This window comes from Streptomyces sp. NPDC031132 (assembly GCF_055570595.1).
This window is the reverse complement of sequence record NZ_JBVIGX010000007.1, coordinates 224,911-243,919: the sequence shown is the minus strand read 5'-3', so window position 1 is coordinate 243,919 and position 19,009 is coordinate 224,911. Positions and strand designations below refer to the sequence as shown.

Below are 19,009 nucleotides of genomic sequence, written 5' to 3'. Positions count from 1 at the left end.
CGGCGGCGCGGGACCGGCAGCCGCCGGGCCCCGCGCCCGCACGGCCGTCACAGCTCCCCACCATGCCCCGGAGGGCACCTGCATGACCGATGCCATGACCGCCGTCACCGGGCAAGAACCGGACATCGACTCCCTGCACCACGTGTGCCGCCTGCTCGCGGAGGCCGCCGACGCAGTGGGGGACGCCTCCCGGTACGCGTCCGAACTCGCCCTCGGCACGCGGCTGCCGCGCACCGCCCGAGGCGGCGCCGCCCGGCGCACCCTGCTGCGGACGATCACCGACCCCAAGGGGCTGGGCTGGGCCCCGCGCGGCCGCGGGCTCGCCCGGATCGGCTGGCTCGCGGGGGTGTTCACCAGCCGCGAGAGCCTCGCGGTGAGCCTGGCCGTGACGGGCCTCAAGGCCCGGATCCGGGCCGCCGCCGTGACCCATCCCGAGCTGCTCGGAGACCCCGACACCGCGCGCGTGCTGAGAGCCGTCGAGGGGGACCGCCAGCGGGAGGCGATCCGCGTCTTCCGCTCCCTCCTCGGGAACAAGGGCGCCGAGCGCGCCTTCGCCCTGCTGGCCCCCTCGTTCGCCGACATCCTCGCGTGGAACGCCCTCACCGACGAGAACCCCCTCAACGACGCGGCGGGCTGGGAGGTCGCCACCGGCCGGACCCTGGCCGGTACAGATCCGATCCTCGGCGTCAGCGCCCGGGTCTGGGCCCTCCTCGACCGCGGCCCCGGCCGGGCCGAGCCGTTCGTGCCCTCCCCCCGGCTCGCCGAACGCCTCGACACCACCGGCACCATCGCCGGGTACGTCCGCAACATCGACGCGGTGGGCACCGACGGAACGCTGCTCGTCCAGCAGGTCGTGGGACCCGACGGCGTCCAGCGCTACGTCGTCCAGCTCGCCGGCATGTCCGGCGTCAGCGACGAGAGCCCCCAGGACCTGCTGGGCGCCGTGCACGCGGTCGCGAGGCCGGCCACCCCGTACTCCAGGGCCGTCGCCAAGGCGCTGCGCCAGCTGATCCCCTCGGGCTGCGAACTGGCCCTGGTGGGCCACAGCCTGGGCGGGATCACCGCCATGAACCTGGCCGCCGACCGGGACTTCTGCGGCATCCACCAGGTCACGCACGTCGTCGCGGTCGGCTCCCCCATCGACGGCAAGCGCCCCGCCGATCCCCGGACCCGGGTGTACTCGCTGGTCAACGAGCACGACGTGGTGCCCAGCCTGGAGGGCCGCTCCTCGGTCTCCCCGTACGCACTTCCGGCGCAGTTCACCGAGTTCACCTGGACCGACGACACGCACGCCTTCCCGCTGTGCCATGCCGCCGAGCGGTACGCGCACAACCTCGAGCACGAGGTTCCCGAGGCGAGCGCGCTCGTGGACGCCGATCTCGCGCCGTTCCGGGGCCGGGTGACCGCCACCCGCTTCTTCCGGCTCTACGACCGCTGACGGCGCCGCCGCCGAACCCGCCCCGCCCCTCCCCGTCCCCACACCCCTGTCCGCCGACCGCTGAGGAACACCATGACCGACTCCACCTCCACCGAGCAGACCGCGGCCCCGCGCGAGGGGACCCCGGCGGCCCCGGCCGCCGACGCGGCCCTTCCCGCCCAGGCTGCCGGTCCCGCGCAGGCCGCCGGCCCCGGCCAGGCTCCCGCGTACGGCCCGCCCGGGCTCCTCGAACGCCTCGGCTCGGCCGCCTTCGCCCGTGTCAACCGCACCCGCGCATGGCACGAACTGCCGCTCCCCCTGGGGCTGCTGAACCTCCGGGTGCTCCGCGACGACCTGCGGCGCAAGAACCTGTACGACACGTACGACGCGGGCGGGGAGCGCCGCCGGCGTCCGACCCGGGCGCTCGCGCCCTACCGCTCGTACGACGGCTCGGGCTACGACCCGTACGACGAGGACATGGGCCGGGTCGGCACCCGGCTGGACCGCAACGCCCCGCTGCACCTGGTGTTCCCGGATTCCGACGAGGAGCTGATGTCGCCGAGCCCGCGCGAGATCAGCAGGCAGCTGCTGGCCCGCAAGGGGTTCGTGCCCGCGCCCACGCTCAACCTCCTGGCCGCCGCCTGGATCCAGTTCGAGAACCACGGCTGGGCCAACCACGGCGACAACGAGGAGGCCGAGCCGTTCACCGTCCCGCTCGCCGAGGACGACGACTGGGCCGAGCACGGCGGCACCTGCCCGATGCGCGTGAACCGCACGCGCCCCGACCCGGTCGCCCACACCGCGGCCGGTGCGCCGCCCACGTACGAGAACACCGTCACGCACTGGTGGGACGGCTCGCAGATCTACGGCTCCGACGAGGCCCGCTGCCGGGCGCTGCGCACGGGCGAGCACGGGCGGCTCATCGTGGAGGACGGCCGGCTGCCCGCCGATCCGCGGCCCGGGAAGTCCTGCCTGGACTGGACCGGCATGAACAGCGACTACTGGACGGGCCTGTCGCTGCTGCACACGCTGTTCGCCAAGGAGCACAACGCGATCTGCGACTACCTGCGCGCCCATTACCCGACATGGGACGACGAGCGGCTCTTCCACACCGCGCGGCTGGTCAACACCGCACTGATGGCGAAGATCCACACGGTGGAGTGGACGCCGGGCATCCTGGACACGCCGGTGCTGCGGCACGCGATGGACGCCAACTGGTACGGGGTGCTGCCGCGCTGGGTCAGCCGGACGTACGGGCGGCTCGGCAAGGGCGAGATGCTCAGCGGCATCCTGGGCTCCCCGACCGACCACCACGCGGCGCCCTTCTCGATGACGGAGGAGTTCGTCTCCGCGTACCGGCTGCACCCGCTGATCCCCGACGAGCTGGCCGTCCGCGACCACCGTGCGGGCGCCGTCCGCGCGACGATCGGCTTCGACGACATGCAGGGCGCGCGCACCCGTACGGCGGTCGACGCGTACGGCATGAGCGACCTGTTCTACAGCTTCGGCACCGCCCACCCGGGCGCCCTCGTCCTGCACAACCACCCGGACGCGCTGCGCAATCTGGCCCGGCTCACCGGCGAGCACATCGACCTGGGCACCGTCGACATCCTGCGCGACCGCGAGCGCGGGATCCCCCGCTACAACGCCTACCGGCAGATGTTGCGCAAGCGCCCGGTCACCTCCTTCGAGGAGCTGACGGGCGGGCATCCGGGCGACACTCCGCTGCTGAAGGAGCTGTACGAGGGGCGCCTGGACCGGGTGGACACCCTGGTCGGCAATCTCGCCGAGCCGCGGCCGGACGGTTTCGGCTTCAGCGACTCCCTCTTCCGGATCTTCATCCTGATGGCGAGCAGGCGGCTCAAGAGCGACCGCTTCTTCACCACCGATTACCGGCCCGAGGTCTACACGGCGGAGGGACTGGAGTGGGTGGACCGGAACTCCATGGTGTCCGTCCTGCTGCGCCACCACCCGGAACTGGCCCCGGCCCTCGACGGCGTGACCAACGCCTTCGCACCCTGGAGGGCCCTGTGAGCGCCGTTCCCGCGCCGCGCACGGAGCAGCAGCAGCGGTACGAGCCCGCCGAGGGGCTGCGGGCTCACTCCGCGGCGCTGCTCCGGCACGCGGAGCGGCTGCGGGCGGGGGCCGTGGCGCTGGACTGGAGGGGTCCGCAGGCCGAGGCCTTCCGGTGGCGGATCGAGGCCCTGGCCGACCGCTGCGCGACGGCGGCGGCCGGTCTGACCCGGTCCGCGGAACAGCTGGACGCGGCCGCAGGCACCCGCTGACGGCCGGGCCCGGCTCCCCCGCGAACCGGGCCCACGGGCTCCGCGCCACTTCCGCGGCACTTCCGCGCTACTTCCGCGCCTCGTCCACCACCTCGTGCACGGCGTCCGCGACCAGCCGGGGCCGCTCGACCGCGATGCCGTGTCCGCTGTCGGTGTCGGTGATGTGCCGGGCGTGGAGTTCGCGGGCGAGGTCGTCCTGGGCGGCGCGCCAGGCCGGCCAGGTCGATCCGCTGTCGCCGACCTCGAGGTCCCACGGCTCGTCGGAGGTCAGCACGGCGGCGGGCAGGGGGTGCGGCATCGGGGGCGCGCTGCGGATCTCCGCCACGGAGGCCTCGTAGTCGGGCACTTCGCGGCCCTTGCCGGGGTCCATCGCGTCGATCTTGTGCATCCAGCCCGACCACCGGGCCGGCGTCAGGGTGTCCCTCAGGTAGGGCGACGCGCCGTCGACGGTGACGAGGCCGGACACCCGGGGGAAGTCGGTGCGTGCGAAGAGTTCGGCGATCATCGCCCCCCAGGAGGCGCCGACCAGCACGTACGGCCCGTGCTCGCCGGCGGCGGAGAGCACCGCCCGCAGGTCCTGCACCCCCGCTCGCGCCGTGGTGGGCTGGGGCACCGGGGTCGAGGAGGTCGGCTTTCCGTCGGCCCGCGTGGTCCCGGGGCGGTCGTAGGCGCACACCCGCGTGAACGAGGCGACCGTGGGAAGCACCGCCGCCGCACTGGGTTTCAGGCCGGCCGCCGGGGCGGCCGGGTCCACGACATGGGTCCACTCGTCCCCGGCGCCGCCCGTCCCGGAGACGAGCACGACGGTCGGGGACCCCGTTCCCCGGCACTCCAGCTGGATGCGGCGGCCGCCGCCGACGGGCACCGGGCGGGAGGGATCACCGGAGGGGTCGCCCGGGGCGACGGTCGCCGTAGCCGTAGCCATGACCGTCGTCGTAGCCGTGGGCGTTGCCGCGGCCGGGCCGCCGCCCGCGGCGAGCGCGAGAGTTGCCACGACGGTGACCGCACCAGCCAGGACCCGGCGTCCTCCGGACACCCACCCAGTGTCACACCCTGCCGCGACCGGGGCGATCGGGCCCGGCTGCGGCGAGCGCCTCGGCGACGAGGCGCCGCAGGTGGTCGTCGGTCAGGGCGTACACCACGCGGCGGCCCTCCTTGCGGGTGGTCACCAGCCCCGACATCCGCAGCCGGGCCAGGTGCTGGCTGACGGCCGGCCGGGCCGCTCCCACCGCCGCGGCCAGGGTGCCGACATCGGCTTCGTCCGAGGCCAGGGCGTGCAGGAGGGCGAGGCGGGTGCGGTCGGCGAGCAGACCCAGGATCCCGGCGGCGGCCTCGAAGGCCGGCGGGCCAGGCTCTTGCGGGTGCGAATCCTGCGCAGGTGATAGGTGCATGCGTGCGCTCATACGCACATAATAGGCGGGTGGGTGCGTCCGTCCACCCTTCCCTGTCGTCCTCGTCGAAAGCGAGCACGCCGTGAGCCACCACCACGAGCACCACCACGGGTCGTTCCGCGCGCGGCTGCGGCACCGGCTCTCGCACCTCGCGCACGCGTTCACCCCGCACGGCCACGCGGCGTCCGGCAAGGTCGACCCGGTGATGGAGACCTCCCGCCAGGGCATGCGCACGCTGTGGCTGTCCCTGGGCGTCCTGGGCCTGACCACGGCCGTCCAGGCCTGCGTCGTCGCCGCGTCCGGGTCGGTGGCCCTGCTCGGCGACACCGTCCACAACGCCGCCGACGCGCTGACCGCCGTACCCCTCGGCATCGCGTTCGTCCTCGGCCGGCGCGCGGCGAACCGCCGCTACACCTACGGCTACGGGCGCGCCGAGGACCTGGCCGGCATCGTCGTCGTCCTGACCATCGCCGCCTCCTGCGTCCTGGCCGGCTACCAGGCCGTGGACCGGCTCCTGCACCCCCGCGAGATCACCGGGCTGTGGGCCGTCGCGGGCGCCGCGGTGGTCGGTTTCCTCGGCAACGAGTGGGTGGCCCGGCTGCGGATCCGCACCGGCCGCCGGATCGGTTCCGCGGCGCTCGTCGCCGACGGGCTGCACGCCCGCACCGACGGGTTCACCTCCCTCGCCGTCCTGCTCGGCGCGGGCGGCGCCGCGCTCGGCTGGCAGAGCGCGGACCCGATCGTCGGCCTGCTCATCACCGGGGCCATCCTCCTGGTGGTGCGGGATGCCGCGCGCGAGGTCTGCCGGCGCCTGATGGACTCGGTCGATCCGAGTCTGGTCGACACCGCGCACGACGCGCTGCTGGGCGTGGCCGGAGTACGAGGCACGGGCCAGGTCCGCATGCGGTGGATCGGGCACGCGCTGCGCGCCGAGGCCGACATCGTCGTCGACCCACACCTCACGGTGGTGCAGGCACACGCCCTGGCCGTCGAAGCGGAGCACGCGCTCATCCACGCCGTCCCCCGGCTGACCGCCGCCACCGTGCACATCGACCACACCGCCGACCACGGCGACCCGCACGCGGCCCTCGCCCACCACGGCGGACGGTGAGGAGCGGGCGACCGGACCGGTCAGGATTCGAGAAGCGCGGGCCCGGCGGCCGCGGCTAGCGTGGCCGACATGGACCTCACCGTCCCCCGACCCCCGCGACTCCAGGAGCGACCATGACCAGCTCGTCCACCCAGGGAATCAAGACCGTGCTGCACCCCGTCTCCGACCTGGCGAAGGCCAAGGCGGTCTACGCCGCGCTGCTCGGCGTGGAGCCGCAGGCCGATTCGGAGTACTACGTCGGCTTCGAGGCCGAGGGCCAGCACATCGGACTGGTGCCGGGCGGCGGCCCGCAGGGCATGACCTCTCCGGTCGCCTACTGGCACGTGCCGGACATCGAGGCGAAGCTCGCCGAGGTGACCGCCGCGGGCGCCACCGTGAAGGAGCCCGCGCACGACGTCGGCGGCGGCCGCCTGGTGGCCACCTTCACCGACCCGGACGGCAACGTCCTCGGGCTGCTCCAGGACCGCTGAGGACCATGTGTCCTGCGACGCCTCGGCCGGGCGCACCGCACGGCCGGGGCGTCGGCGGCCGTGCGGGCCGAAGCGCAGAAGGGCCGGACGTACGGGCCGGAAGCTGGTTGGATCGAGCGGGCGACGACGACGGGGTGCGCGAAGGCGGCCTCCGCTGAGCAGATGGAGACACGATGAGCAAGGCCACGGGGACGGACGCGCAGTCGCCTGCGCTGCACGGTGCCGACAGCCACGACCTGATCCGCGTGCACGGCGCACGCGAGAACAACCTCAAGGCCGTCAGCATCGAGATCCCGAAGCGCCGCCTGACCGTGTTCACGGGCGTCTCCGGCTCGGGCAAGAGCTCTCTGGTGTTCGACACGATCGCCGCGGAGTCGCAGCGGCTGATCAACGAGACCTACAGCGCCTTCGTACAGGGTTTCATGCCGACGCTGGCACGGCCCGAGGTCGACGTCCTCGAAGGACTGACGACCGCGATCATCGTCGACCAGCAGCGGATGGGCGCAGACCCGCGCTCCACCGTCGGCACCGCCACGGACGCCAACGCGATGCTGCGCATCCTCTTCAGCCGGCTCGGCACCCCGCACATCGGCCCGCCCAGCGCGTACGCCTTCAACGTCCCCTCGGTCCGGGCGAGCGGTGCGATCACCGTCGAGCGCGGGGCCAAGCAGACGGTGAAGGCGACCTTCAACCGCACCGGCGGCATGTGCACCCGCTGCGAGGGCCGCGGTTCGGTCTCGGACATCGACCTCACCCAGCTGTACGACGACTCCAAGTCGCTCTCCGAGGGCGCGTTCACCATCCCCGGCTGGAAGTCGGACAGCCAGTGGACCGTACAGGTCTACGCCCAGTCCGGATTCGTCGACCCGGACAAGCCGATCCGCAAGTACACCAAGAAGGAGATGCAGGCCTTCCTGTACGGCGAGCCCGTCAAGGTGAAGGTCAACGGTGTCAACCTCACCTACGAGGGGCTGATCCCCAAGCTGCAGAAGTCGTTCCTGTCCAAGGACAAGGAGGCGATGCAGCCGCACATCCGGGCCTTCGTGGAGCGGGCGGTCACCTTCACCGTCTGTCCCGAGTGCGACGGCACCCGGCTCAGCGAGGGGGCCCGGTCCTCGAAGATCAAGCGGATCAGCATCGCCGACGCCTGCGCGATGCAGATCAGCGACCTGGCCGAGTGGGTCCGCGGCCTCGACGAGCCGTCGGTGGCGCCGTTGCTCGACGCCCTCCGGCAGACCCTCGATTCGTTCGTGGAGATCGGGCTCGGCTACCTGGCACTGGACCGGCCGGCGGGCACGCTGTCCGGCGGCGAGGCGCAGCGCGTCAAGATGATCCGCCACCTCGGTTCCTCGCTCACCGACGTCACGTACGTCTTCGACGAGCCCACGGCGGGCCTGCACCCCCACGACATCCAGCGGATGAACGACCTGCTGCTGCGGCTGCGGGACAAGGGCAACACGGTGCTCGTCGTGGAGCACAAGCCGGAGATGATCGCGATCGCCGATCATGTCGTCGACCTCGGCCCCGGCGCGGGACCAGCGGGCGGCGCCGTCTGCTTCGAGGGCACCGTCGAGGGGCTGCGGGCCGGCGGGACGCTCACCGGCCGCCATCTCGACGACCGGGCAGCCGTCAAGGAGAAGGTGCGTACGGCGACCGGCGCGCTGGAGATCCGCGGTGCGACGGCGAACAACCTGCGGGACGTCGACGTCGACATCCCGCTCGGGGTGCTCACGGTCGTGACCGGAGTCGCCGGCTCGGGCAAGAGCTCGCTCGTCCACGGATCACTGCCCGGAAAATCGGGGCCTGCGGGCGCGGAGGTGGTGTCGATCGACCAGACCGCGATCCGCGGCTCGCGGCGGAGCAACCCGGCGACGTACACGGGGCTGCTCGAGCCGATCCGCAAGGCGTTCGCGAAGGTCAACGGGGTGAAGCCGGCGCTGTTCAGCGCCAATTCCGAGGGCGCCTGCCCGACGTGCAACGGCGCGGGTGTCATCTACACCGACCTGGCGATGATGGCCGGGGTCGCCACCCCGTGCGAGGAGTGCGAGGGCAAGCGGTACCAGGCATCGGTGCTCGAGTACCACCTCGGGGGCCGCGACATCAGCGAGGTGCTGGCGATGTCGGTGACCGAGGCCGAGGAGTTCTTCGGCGCCGGCGAGGCGCACACCCCGGCCGCGCACCGCATCCTGGGCAGGCTCGCCGACGTCGGGCTCGGCTACCTCAGCCTCGGCCAGCCGCTCACGACCCTGTCCGGCGGCGAGCGGCAGCGGCTCAAGCTGGCCACCCACATGTCCGACAAGGGCGGCGTCTACGTCCTCGACGAGCCGACCAACGGCCTGCACCTCGCCGACGTGGAGCAGCTGCTCGGCCTGCTCGACCGGCTGGTGGACTCCGGGAAGTCGGTCATCGTCGTCGAGCACCACCAGGCGGTCATGGCGCACGCCGACTGGATCATCGACCTCGGCCCCGGCGCCGGCCACGACGGCGGCAAGATCGTCTTCGAGGGCACACCCGCCGACCTCGTCGCCGCCCGCTCCACCCTCACGGGCGAGCACCTCGCGGCGTACGTCGGGGCCTGACCGCGGCGCACGCGCCGGCCGCCCGGCCCTGCGAGCCGGGCCGGGCCGGGCGTGCGTCAGTGGCGTGTATGGACTCGGCCGTTTTCCGTCAAGGTGGCGTCAGGGGCCGGCGCGAAGAGCGGGCGGCCGGGGATAGCTTCGGTGTCGCGCCCCGGACCGCCTCCCCGCAGTCGGGGCGTCACCCGTCGCTGATTGCGGTTCCTCAGGGAGGGCCCCATGTGTCTGTTCCGGTACGAAGACGATCCCGAGCCCGAGGAACGGGTCCCGGCCGGGCTCCTGTACGTGCCCGTCCGGCCGGGAAGTGGAGCCGGGGCGGTGATCCGGCTGTTCCGTACTCCGCTGGGCGACCGTACGGCCGTCGGATTCACCAGTACGGGCCGGCTGGCCGCCACGCTCGGCGAGGCCCAGGGCTGCATCCGGCTGTCGGAGTCGGTGCTGCGTGAGCTGTGCGAGCCGCTCGGCGCGGGCCTGATCACCGTCGACCCGACGCTGTCGGCTGCGTCGGCCACTCCGGCGCCCGCTCCGGCGGCCGCGGCCGCGCCGCTCGGGCCGGGCCGGCTACCGGCCCAGGCCGTCTGAGGGGGGAGAAGTTCCATGACCACTGCCACACGGTCCGAGATCGCCGCGGGCGCCGACGAGTTGTCCGTCTGGCCTGCGTCGACGACCCGGCTTCCGCACGGCGGCCTCGCCGTCGGCGGGGTCTCGCTGACCGAGATCGCCGACCGCTTCGACACCCCGACCTACGTACTGGACGAGGGCGAGGTGCGAACCCGCTGCCGCACCTACCGCGACGCCTTCCCCGACGCCGAAGTCCTCTACGCCGCCAAGGCCTTCCTCTCCCGCGCCATGGCCCACCGCATTGCCGAGGAAGGCCTCGGACTCGACGTCTGCTCGGCCGGCGAACTCGAACTCGCCGTCACCGCCGGGTTCCCGCCGGAGCGCATCCTCCTGCACGGCAACGCCAAATCACCCCGCGACATCGACACCGCACTACGCCTCGGCGTCGGCCGGATCGTCATCGACAGCCCCTCCGAGATCGCCCGCCTGGCCGCCGCCGTCGGCCCGACCGGACACCAGAAGGTACTGGTCCGCGTGGTCCCCGGCATCTCGGCCGGCGGCCACGAGAAGATCCGCACCGGCACCGACGGCCAGAAGTTCGGCCTGTCCCTCACCGACGGCTCCGCCCAGCACGCCGTCACCCGCATCCTCGGCCAGCCACAGCTCCAACTGGTCGGCCTGCACTGCCACATCGGCTCCCAGATCACCGACGTGAAACCGTACGCCTGCGCCCTGCGCCGCATGGTGGGCCTCATGGCCCGCATCCGCGACAGCCACGGCATCACGCTCCCCGAACTCGACATGGGCGGCGGCCACGGCATCGCCTACCGGCCCGGAGAGCCCGCACTCGACCTCACCACCCTCGCCCGCCGGCTCCGCGCCGAGCTCCTGGAAAGCTGCGCCGCGGCCGGACTCACCGTCCCCCGCCTGGCCATCGAACCCGGGCGCGCCATCGTCGGCCCCGCCGCAGTGGCCCTCTACCGCGTCCTCGCCGTCAAACGCACCGGAGAGCAGACGTTCGTCGCCGTCGACGGCGGCATGAGCGACAACCCCCGCCCGGCCCTCTACGGCGCGCGCTACGCACCCCGCCTCATCGGCCGCCGCTCCACCGCCGACCCCCGCACCGCCACCGTGGTCGGCCGCCACTGCGAGGCCGGCGACGTCCTCGCCGCCGACGTCGAACTCCCCGCCGACGTCCACCCCGGAGACCTCCTCGCCGTCCCCGTGTCCGGCGCCTACCAGCAGTCCATGGCCTCGGGCTACAACATGGTCGGCCGCCCCCCGGTCGTCGCGGTCGACGACGGCACGGCCCGGCTCCTCGTACGCCGCGAGACCCTCGACGACTTCCGCCGCCGCGACGTCGGCGACTAGGGGGTGTCCGTAAAGTTGTGCCGGGCGCCCGAAGAGCGCCGCCCGCGGCGTCTGGTGTCGTGCAGCGCAAGGCGGAGGGGCGCCCGAGTACCGGACCTACTCGGGCGCCCCGACAACACGGCGAGGTGCGGCAGCAGACACCGCGGGCCAGGCAGGACTTTGCGGACACCCCCTCGGCCGCCGGCGCCGGCGCGGTTCCGGCATCCGGTCCGATCGCCGGGCGCGGGCCCCCGGGCCACCATGGAGGGAGATCGTTCGAACGGGGACCCCGCCCGGGAGGCGCCGATGGTGCACACCGATGGAGCAGCTGCGGACGTCCTGGTGGCAGGCGCCGGCCCGGTCGGGCTGACGGCGGCCGCCGAGTTGCGGCGGCGCGGGATCGCCTGCCGTGTCGTCGACCGGCTCCCGGCGAGGCTGCCGTACGCGAAGGCGGTGGGGATCCAGCCGCGGACCCTGGAGATCTGGGACCGGATGGGCTTCGTCCGGGCCGCCCTGGAGGCGGCCGTCCCGATGCGGGGGCAGCTGACGTACGTGAACGGCGTGGAGCAGCCCCGGCTGGACCTGGTGCTGCCGCCCGAGGTGCCGTACCGCTTCGCCGCACTGCCGCAGTACGAGACCGAGCGGATCATCGAGGAGTTCCTGGAGGGCCTCGGGACGCGCATCGAGCGGGGCACCGAGCTGGTGTCGTTCGTCCAGGACGCCGACGGGGTGACCAGCCGCCTCACCACTCCCGCCGGGGAGGAGGAGGTCCGCAGCCGCTTCCTGGTGGGCTGCGACGGCGCGCACAGCATCGTCCGCAAGGGGCTCGGCCTGGCCTTCGAGGGCGGCGCCTTCCCCGAGGAGTACATGCTCGCCGACGTTGAGGTCGACTGGGACCTGCCGTACGCGTACGGGGTGCGGGCGATGCACCACGACGCCCGGGGCGCCGTCGACGACGTGCTGGTGTGCATCCCCCTGCCCGGCGACCGCCGCTACCGGGTGTCGATGATGGTGCCGCCCGAGCTCTCCGCCGCTCCCCCGCAGGGCGGTGACGCGGTGGTGCACGGCCTGGAGGGCGGCCGGGCCCCCGAACTCGGGCACATCCAGGCCGTTCTGGACCGGCTGTCCCCGCAGCCCACGACGGCGTCGGCCATGCGCTGGTCGTCGGTGTTCCGGATCAGCCACCGGCTGGTGGACCGCTACGGGGAGGGGCGGGTCTTCGTGGCGGGGGACGCGGCGCACATCCACCCGCCGACCGGGGCGCAGGGCATGAACACCGGGATCCAGGACGCCTGGAACCTGGCCTGGAAACTGGCGCTGGCCGTGCAGGGTGCCGGGGCTCCGGGGCTGCTGTCCAGTTACGACGCCGAGCGCCGGCCGGTGGGCGAGGAGGTCGTCGGCCGTACGGTCCGGCACGCCGCCGAGGGCGTCCAGGCCGATCCGGAGGACGCGGACACACTGATGATGCGCCAGGCCCAGCTGCTCGTCGGCTACCGCGGCAGCCCCCTCGTACGGGCGGCGGGACCGGGCGACGCCGAAGGACCCGGGCCGCAGCCCGGCGACCGGGCACCGGACTGCGGCGGGCTCGCCGGGGACGTCGCCGCCTATCCGATGCGGCTGTTCGACCTGCTGCGCGGCCGCGAGCACGTGCTGCTGCTCTACGGGCCCGGCCCGGCGCTGGACGGCCTCGCCGAACTCACTTCCGCGGTACGGGGCTTCGCAACGGGCCGGGTCGGGGTGTGCGCGATCCTCGCGGACACCGAGGCGGACCGGCCGGCGCCGGTGCCCGTGTACCGGGACGGCCGGGGCGAGTTCGCCCGGATGTACGGGGTACGGGAGCCGGCGGCGTTCGTGGTCCGGCCGGACGGCTACCTCGGCGCCAGGCTGTGCCCGCCGACCGCCGCGGGGCTGCTCGCCCACTTCTCGGCGGTGTTCGGGGGCTGAGCGGGCTCGCTGAACCCCTTGACGAGGAGCCGGACGGCCAGGGTCACTTCCCAGGCGAACACCGGGAGGGCGGCGAGTGATCCGGCGACCGAGACCTGCTCGTAGAGGCCGAACAGCACGGCGGTCGCCGAGGCGCAGATCAGGGCGCCGCCGACCAGTCCCAGTACGGCGACGGGCCGCGGGACGAGCCGGGAGCGGTACATCAGGCAGGCCAGGACGAGGGTGTTGGCGCCCAGGACGAAGTTGGGGCCGAAGAGGAACATCCAGTCGTGGAGCGCCACGAGGGTGTGGGCGGCCGTGACGAGGGACGGGGCGTCGGCGCCCGCCGCTCCCGCGGAGTCCCTGCGCAGCGTCACCACCGACAGCACGCTGATGATGCCGACGACGATGACGGCCGCCTCCAGCAGGCGCCCGCAGACGTAGCCGAGCGCGGCGCCTTCGTTCTGCCTCCTGAGGACCGGGTAGAGGGCGACCCCGGTTCCTGTGACCGCCAGCGCGAGGACGAACTCGAAGAGTGCCCCGAGGAACACCCGGGTGTCGGCGCCGGCGCCGAGGACGTAGTCGGCGTCGTGCAGCACGGGGCCGTAGAGCGCGAGCCCGCCGATCGCGGCGACCTCGGTGACGAGGAACAGCACACCCGTCACGACGGCGATTTTCCTGGTTGAGCTCATGCGGAACCGACCCCTCTTCTCAGGTGTACGGCGTACACCTGAGCCGTACGTTAGGTGTACGCCGTACACTCGTCAAGCCGGGAATCCTGCCCGGGCACGCACGACGAGGGAGCTGATCGAATTGACCCGGAAGACGGAGGCTGCGCCCCGGGCGCCCCTGAGCAGGGACCGGGTGCTGCGCGCCGCCGTCGCGCTGGCCGACGGCATCGGGATCGAGGCGCTGAGCATGCGCAGGCTCGCCCAGGAGCTGGGCGTGGTGCCGATGGCCCTCTACAAGCACGTCGCCAACAAGGAACAGCTCCTGGACGGCATGGTGGAGGCCGTGGTGGGCGAGATCGCCCCCCCGGCCCCCGGATCCGACTGGCAGGGCGCGGTCCGCCAGCGGATCCTCTCGGCACGGGCGGCGTTGCTGGGGCATCCGTGGGCGGCTCAGGTGATCCGGTCACGCAGCGGCCCCACCCCGGCGGTGCTCGCGTACATGGACTCGGTGATCGGGATGTTCCGCGCCGGCGGCTTCTCCGTCGATCTCACGCACCACGTGATGCACGCGCTGGGCAGCCGCATGCTGGGATTCACCCAGGAGCTGTTCGACGCCGCCCCCGGCCCCGGTCCGGAGGGGCAGGCGGCCGTGCCCGCGGAGGCCGCGGCGGCCTACCCCCACGTCACGGAGCTGGCCATGGCCGCCGCCCACGACGGGGACTCCGTCGTGGGCGGCGGCTGTGACGATCAGTTCGAGTTCGAGTTCGCTCTGGATCTGCTCCTGGACGGCTTCGAACGCCTCCGGCAGCAGGGCTGGACATCGAGCGCCCGTCGCTCGCTCACCGCCGGTGGCCTGATCGCGTAGGCTCGGCCAATGGCCAAGTACTTCGACGTGCACCCCGAGAACCCCCAGCAGCGCACCATCGGCAGTGTCGCTGACAGCATCCGCTCCGGCGCGCTCGTCGCGTACCCCACGGACTCCTGCTACGCGCTGGGCTGCCAGCTCGGCAACCGTGACGGCCTCGCCCGGATCCGGTCCATCCGCAACCTCGACGACCGCCACCACTTCACGCTGGTGTGCCAGGACTTCGCCCAGCTGGGCCAGTTCGTGCAGATCGACAACGACGTGTTCCGCGCGATCAAGGCGTCCACGCCCGGCAGTTACACCTTCATCCTCCCCGCGACGAAGGAAGTGCCGCGCCAGCTGATGCACCCCAAGAAGAAGACGGTCGGCGTACGCATCCCCGACCACGCGGTGACCCAGGCCCTGCTCGCCGAGCTGGGCGAGCCGCTGCTGTCCAGCACCCTGCTCCTGCCCGACGAGCCGGAGCCGCTGACCCAGGGCTGGGAGATCAAGGAGCGGCTCGACTACCTGGTGGACATCGTGGTCGACTCGGGCGACTGCGGGACCGAGCCGACCACCGTCATCGACTTCTCCGGCGGCGGCGCCGAGATCGTACGCCACGGAGCGGGCGACACCACGCGCTTCGAGTGACGCCGCCCGGAGGCCGTGCGGACGGGCCGGTCAGCAGCCGAAGTTGACGCGCCGGAACGTCGCGTAGTGGTCGGCGGTGTAGTAGTCCTCCTCCCACTGCTGTCCGGTGATGATCCGGCGCGCGCCGCGGGTCGGCGAGCCCGGGGTGACCACCGTGTACTCGTGGTAGTAGCCGCTGCCGTGGAGCGGCAGCAGCCGCTCACGGTTCTGGAAGACGACGCCGTCCTGGGAGTACGGGAACGGACCGCCCTCGTCGATGAGGTCGAGGGTGTGGTGCGCCTGGGACGGCAGCGCCGAGTAGCAGATGCTGCCGACCGCTGCCGCGGAGGCGGCCGCGGCGACGGAGACGGGCGCGGAGGCCGGAGCGGGAGCCGCCGCGGCGGCCGGTCCGGTGAGGAGCGCGGCGGCGACCGCCGCGGCGCCGGCGAGGGCCACGAAGCGTGGGGGGATTCTCATGCGGCCCATGATGACGCGCGTAGAGCAGCGGCCGTCAACGCCAACTCCATTGAGTTTCCTGCCTGTTCACCGGGGGTGTGCAGCCCTTGGCACGGATGCCGCCCCCGGTTGAGGCGGACGCAACCTGGGACACCTCGCGACGCCGATGGCAGGATGATCACCAGTCGACCGAGAGAGGTGCCGCACATGGCCGTCGTCCACCGGACCACGATGACCCCTGGAAAGCTGGAGCTGCTCGCTGCCTGGCTTCCCGCTCAGCCCTGGTACCAGGGCCCGGACGCGGCCGGTGCGCCGCAGCCGGCCAAGGCCGGGGGCTTCCGGCTCGACGACCCGCAGGGCGAGGTCGGGATCGAGTTCATGGCCGTCACCGACGGTGCGGGAGACCGGTCGGTCACGTACCTCGTCCCCCTCACCTACCGCGGGGCCCCGCTCGACGGGGCGGAGGACGCCCTCATCGGCACCTCCGAGCACGGGGTGCTGGGGCGCCGGTGGATCTACGACGGGACCCACGACCCGGTGCTCGTCGACCGGTTGTACGCGCTCGTGCTCGGCGAGGCCGAGGCGCAGGCCCAGAGCGAGAGCGACAGGCCCGACCCGTCCGTCGCGGCCTGGTCCGCGGGGGCCGGCGCCCCGGGGCCGCTCGCGGTCCTGGAGGTGTCCGCCGGACCGGACACCTCCGACGTGCTCGTACAGACCCCCGCCGGGAAGCTGACCATCAGCGTGCAGCGTGTCCTGCGGCCCGTACCGGCGGAGGCCGACCCCGCCGGGCAACCGCTGGGCCACGTCACCGCGGACTGGACGCTGCCGGACGGCACGAAGGCCCGCGGCCGGTACGCCGTCGTGCGCGCGTAGGCGGCGCGCACCGGGCGCGGCGCGCATCATGGAGGTGGGGGACGCTCTTTCGCCCGGCAGAGGAGGGCGCGGATGAGTTCCGAGCGCTACGAGCTGGTGTTTTCCGAAGGACCGGACACGAGCGAGGACGTCGTGGTGGTGACGGCCAGCGGCCAGGCCGGTCCCGGCGGCCACCCGGTCTACACGGACCCGACCGGCATCGTCCGGGCGGAGATCAGCGACCAGGAGGAGGTACGCATCCTGGCCTCCGGCGGCGGCCAGAACCCGGCCCGCGTGGTCCGGGTCCGGCCGCTGCCCTGATCCCACTCGCGGCCGGACCGGCAAGTGGCGGCGGGGCCGCCTAGGTTGCGCCGTTGCCCGCTCCCCGTTGCTCCGTACGAGTTCTCTTGCGTGCCCGTTCGGTCGCACCCCCCGAGCGCATGATCATCATTTAGCCGCGCAATCGTTTTGATGCTCCCATCGGGCCGTGGGCGAGCTGGGAGGGCTGCGTGGCGATGTCATCGACGCACCGTGCACAACAGGAGCGAAAGGCAAGACGGGCACGAAGGGTCAGGGCGTGGAGTGTGGTGGCCGCCGTGACCGGCGCCGTCCTCGTGGTCGCCGCGGCGCCGGACCGGGCGCCGGAGCAGGACGGCAAGGGGTCGGCGGACGGCGGCCCCGGCGCCTCCTTGACCCTGCTCGTCGGCCGGGCCCTGGACGAGGGTGACGGCGGCATCGCCGCTCGGTGCGCGGTGGAGGGCTTCCGGGACGGTTTGTGCACCGGCTGGCGGCAGCAGCGCGTACGGGCCACCGCCGGGGGCGCCGGGTCGGTGCTGCGGGGGCCCGCGTCCCGCGCGGCCGACGGGTCGGTGCGCACGGTCGTCCTCCCCACGAACGCCGGCGGCCCGCTCGAGATCGCGCTCGCCGAGGCGGGGCAGCTCACCGATGTCACCGTCCGCGACGGGCACGGGCGCTACGTGGGCGGCACCCTCGCCCCGAAGAGCCGCCACTGGACCAACACCGAGCCGCTGCGGGCCGGCGAGCTCTACACCGTACGGGTCGGCGCACAGGACGCCGCCGGGACGCCGGTCGGCGTCACCATGGCCTTCCGGACCGCGCCGCCCCCGGCCGGGGGCAGGCTCACGGTGGAGTTCGGGCCGAGGCCCGGGACGTACGGCGCGGGGCAGATCGTGACGGCCGCGCTGAGCCGGCCGGTTCCCGCCACCGACCGCACGGCCCGGGCACGGGTGGAGCGGGCGCTCCAGGTGACCTCGGAGCCGGCGGTCGAGGGCGGCTGGCACTGGGTGGACGACTCGACGCTGCACTACCGGCCGCGTACGTACTGGCCGGCGCACGCCGAGGTGCACGTGACCAGCGGCCTCGACGGGGTCGAGGTCGGCGCCCACGGCTACGGCGGCCCCTCCGACTCCACGGAGTTCACGATCGGGGACCGGATCGAGGCGGTCACCGACTCCGCCGCCCACGAGATGACCGTACGCCGCAACGGACGGGTCATCCGGACGATCCCGGTGACCACCGGAAAGGAGGGATTCCGGACCCGCAGCGGCGTCAAGGTCGTGCTGCGCAAGGAGTACCAGGTCCGGATGCGCGGGGACACGGTCGGCATCAAGCGCGGTACGACCGAGTTCTACGACCTGCCGGTGTTCTACGCGACGCGGGTGACGTGGAGCGGCGAGTACGTGCACGCCGCGCCCTGGTCGGTCGCTTCACAGGGCGAGGAGAACGTGAGCCACGGCTGCACGGGCATGAGCATGGCGGACGCCGCCTGGTTCTTCCAGACGGTGCGCGAGGGGGACGTCGTGCAGGTGGTGAACAGCGGCGGCGAGCCGATGGCGCCGTTCGACAACGGCTTCGGCGACTGGAATCTGGACTGGCGGTCCTGGCAGGCGGGCAGCGCCCTCACGTCCGCGCCCGTCTCGGCCGCCGCCCTCCCGGCGGTGTCCCGCCATGCCCCTTCCCGGCTGCGGCCCCTGACATGACCGTACAGCTTCAGGGACGCCAGATTCCCAGCGCGACAAGGGCAACGAAGAAGAGCCCCAACGTGACGAGTTGCATCGCGCAGCTCCCCCTCGTACGCACCGGCACATAGGCGTCTCCGCGCTTGAGGTAGGTCGCACGGGACACGTCCGTCCTGAAGAGGAACTGGGTCACCCGGCCGATGACCCCGAGCAGGAGGAGTCCCGCGATGACCTTCCCCCACACGGGCCACGTGTCGACAGCCGACGCAAGCACCATCAGATCCTGATCCCCCGAACTGGCCGCGGACACGCGCCCGCCTGCCCCACCCCGTGACGTGCCGTCAGGGTAGTGGCGTCGGCGGCCGCCCACCAGATCACGACCGGCCACGCCCCGGGGGGGGGGGGCGAGAGGAAACCCGAGAGAGAGGGTGCGTCTTTCCTGGGGGGGTTGGGGGGGGGGGGGAAAGAACAAAGAAGGGGGGGGGGGGGGTTC

At 73.1% G+C, this 19,009-nt stretch carries 19 protein-coding genes; 14 read left to right on the top strand and 5 right to left on the bottom strand.

The features are described 5' to 3' along the window. Window positions 1-82: 82 nt before the first annotated feature. From ACZ49B_RS13535 to ACZ49B_RS13525, 3 genes are all read left to right on the top strand, one after another. Window positions 83-1,438, top strand: coding sequence for a lipase family protein (locus ACZ49B_RS13535; protein ID WP_468304576.1), 1,356 nt, complete (start codon window positions 83-85; stop codon window positions 1,436-1,438). Between the two features lie 72 nt (window positions 1,439-1,510). Then, window positions 1,511-3,451, top strand: coding sequence for a peroxidase family protein (locus ACZ49B_RS13530; RefSeq protein ID WP_468304573.1), 1,941 nt, complete (start codon window positions 1,511-1,513; stop codon window positions 3,449-3,451). Next, window positions 3,448-3,702, top strand: a complete 255-nt coding sequence (locus tag ACZ49B_RS13525) for a hypothetical protein (protein ID WP_468304571.1) — start codon at window positions 3,448-3,450, stop codon at window positions 3,700-3,702. The genes ACZ49B_RS13530 and ACZ49B_RS13525 overlap by 4 nt, the downstream gene beginning before the upstream one ends. 67 nt (window positions 3,703-3,769) lie before the next feature. On the opposite strand, the gene ACZ49B_RS13520 is transcribed toward ACZ49B_RS13525, so the two are convergent. Both ACZ49B_RS13520 and ACZ49B_RS13515 read right to left on the bottom strand, forming a co-directional pair. Beyond that, complete coding sequence (locus tag ACZ49B_RS13520; protein ID WP_468304568.1) at window positions 3,770-4,627, bottom strand: alpha/beta fold hydrolase; 858 nt, start codon at window positions 4,625-4,627, stop codon at window positions 3,770-3,772. A gap of 121 nt (window positions 4,628-4,748) precedes the next feature. Next, window positions 4,749-5,105 carry an ArsR/SmtB family transcription factor gene (locus ACZ49B_RS13515; RefSeq protein ID WP_468304565.1) on the bottom strand — a complete coding sequence of 119 codons (357 nt, stop codon included), beginning with the start codon at window positions 5,103-5,105 and terminating at the stop codon, window positions 4,749-4,751. 70 nt (window positions 5,106-5,175) lie between these two features. Between ACZ49B_RS13515 and ACZ49B_RS13510 the strand changes: the two genes are divergently transcribed. The 6 genes from ACZ49B_RS13510 to ACZ49B_RS13485 all read left to right on the top strand — a co-directional run bounded on the left by ACZ49B_RS13510 (window position 5,176) and on the right by ACZ49B_RS13485 (window position 13,105). Then, window positions 5,176-6,204, top strand: coding sequence for a cation diffusion facilitator family transporter (locus ACZ49B_RS13510; protein ID WP_468304562.1), 1,029 nt, complete (start codon window positions 5,176-5,178; stop codon window positions 6,202-6,204). Window positions 6,205-6,317: 113 nt separating this feature from the next. Then, on the top strand, window positions 6,318-6,674 hold the full coding sequence (locus ACZ49B_RS13505; protein ID WP_468304559.1) for a VOC family protein: 357 nt from the start codon (window positions 6,318-6,320) through the stop codon (window positions 6,672-6,674). A gap of 173 nt (window positions 6,675-6,847) precedes the next feature. Beyond that, window positions 6,848-9,253, top strand: a complete 2,406-nt coding sequence (locus ACZ49B_RS13500; protein ID WP_468304556.1) for an ATP-binding cassette domain-containing protein — start codon at window positions 6,848-6,850, stop codon at window positions 9,251-9,253. 216 nt (window positions 9,254-9,469) lie between these two features. Then, window positions 9,470-9,832: an SAV_915 family protein gene (locus ACZ49B_RS13495; RefSeq protein WP_468304553.1), complete on the top strand. Its 363-nt coding sequence runs from the start codon at window positions 9,470-9,472 to the stop codon at window positions 9,830-9,832. 15 nt (window positions 9,833-9,847) lie between these two features. After that, window positions 9,848-11,182: a diaminopimelate decarboxylase gene (gene lysA, locus ACZ49B_RS13490; protein WP_468304550.1), complete on the top strand. Its 1,335-nt coding sequence runs from the start codon at window positions 9,848-9,850 to the stop codon at window positions 11,180-11,182. Window positions 11,183-11,467: 285 nt separating this feature from the next. Further along, entirely contained in the window at window positions 11,468-13,105 is a 1,638-nt protein-coding gene (locus tag ACZ49B_RS13485; RefSeq protein ID WP_468304547.1) for an FAD-dependent monooxygenase, read from the top strand. Here the strand turns inward: ACZ49B_RS13485 and ACZ49B_RS13480 are convergent. Beyond that, window positions 13,030-13,776, bottom strand: a complete 747-nt coding sequence (locus ACZ49B_RS13480; RefSeq protein WP_468304545.1) for a DUF4386 domain-containing protein — start codon at window positions 13,774-13,776, stop codon at window positions 13,030-13,032. The two genes, ACZ49B_RS13485 and ACZ49B_RS13480, sit on opposite strands and share 76 nt — an antisense overlap. Window positions 13,777-13,897: 121 nt before the next feature. Here ACZ49B_RS13480 and ACZ49B_RS13475 point away from each other — a divergent pair, with 121 nt between their 5' ends. Both ACZ49B_RS13475 and ACZ49B_RS13470 read left to right on the top strand, forming a co-directional pair. Then, window positions 13,898-14,620 carry a TetR/AcrR family transcriptional regulator C-terminal domain-containing protein gene (locus tag ACZ49B_RS13475; RefSeq protein WP_468304542.1) on the top strand — a complete coding sequence of 241 codons (723 nt, stop codon included), beginning with the start codon at window positions 13,898-13,900 and terminating at the stop codon, window positions 14,618-14,620. Between the two features lie 9 nt (window positions 14,621-14,629). Continuing rightward, window positions 14,630-15,250, top strand: a complete 621-nt coding sequence (locus tag ACZ49B_RS13470) for an L-threonylcarbamoyladenylate synthase (RefSeq protein ID WP_468304539.1) — start codon at window positions 14,630-14,632, stop codon at window positions 15,248-15,250. Between the two features lie 30 nt (window positions 15,251-15,280). Here the strand turns inward: ACZ49B_RS13470 and ACZ49B_RS13465 are convergent, their stop codons facing one another. Further along, window positions 15,281-15,706, bottom strand: a complete 426-nt coding sequence (locus ACZ49B_RS13465) for a guanyl-specific ribonuclease (RefSeq protein WP_468304536.1) — start codon at window positions 15,704-15,706, stop codon at window positions 15,281-15,283. 186 nt (window positions 15,707-15,892) lie between these two features. Here ACZ49B_RS13465 and ACZ49B_RS13460 point away from each other — a divergent pair, with 186 nt between their 5' ends. The 3 genes from ACZ49B_RS13460 to ACZ49B_RS13450 all read left to right on the top strand — a co-directional run bounded on the left by ACZ49B_RS13460 (window position 15,893) and on the right by ACZ49B_RS13450 (window position 18,537). After that, complete coding sequence (locus ACZ49B_RS13460; RefSeq protein WP_468304532.1) at window positions 15,893-16,558, top strand: maltokinase N-terminal cap-like domain-containing protein; 666 nt, start codon at window positions 15,893-15,895, stop codon at window positions 16,556-16,558. A 72-nt stretch (window positions 16,559-16,630) separates the two neighbouring features. Continuing rightward, window positions 16,631-16,858, top strand: a complete 228-nt coding sequence (locus ACZ49B_RS13455) for a DUF6296 family protein (RefSeq protein WP_468304529.1) — start codon at window positions 16,631-16,633, stop codon at window positions 16,856-16,858. A gap of 275 nt (window positions 16,859-17,133) precedes the next feature. Next, window positions 17,134-18,537 (top strand): L,D-transpeptidase, encoded by a 1,404-nt coding sequence (locus ACZ49B_RS13450; protein ID WP_468304526.1) that lies wholly within the window; start codon window positions 17,134-17,136, stop codon window positions 18,535-18,537. 10 nt (window positions 18,538-18,547) lie between these two features. Here the strand turns inward: ACZ49B_RS13450 and ACZ49B_RS13445 are convergent, their stop codons facing one another. Beyond that, entirely contained in the window at window positions 18,548-18,826 is a 279-nt protein-coding gene (locus tag ACZ49B_RS13445) for a hypothetical protein (RefSeq protein ID WP_468304523.1), read from the bottom strand. Window positions 18,827-19,009: the final 183 nt, after the last annotated feature.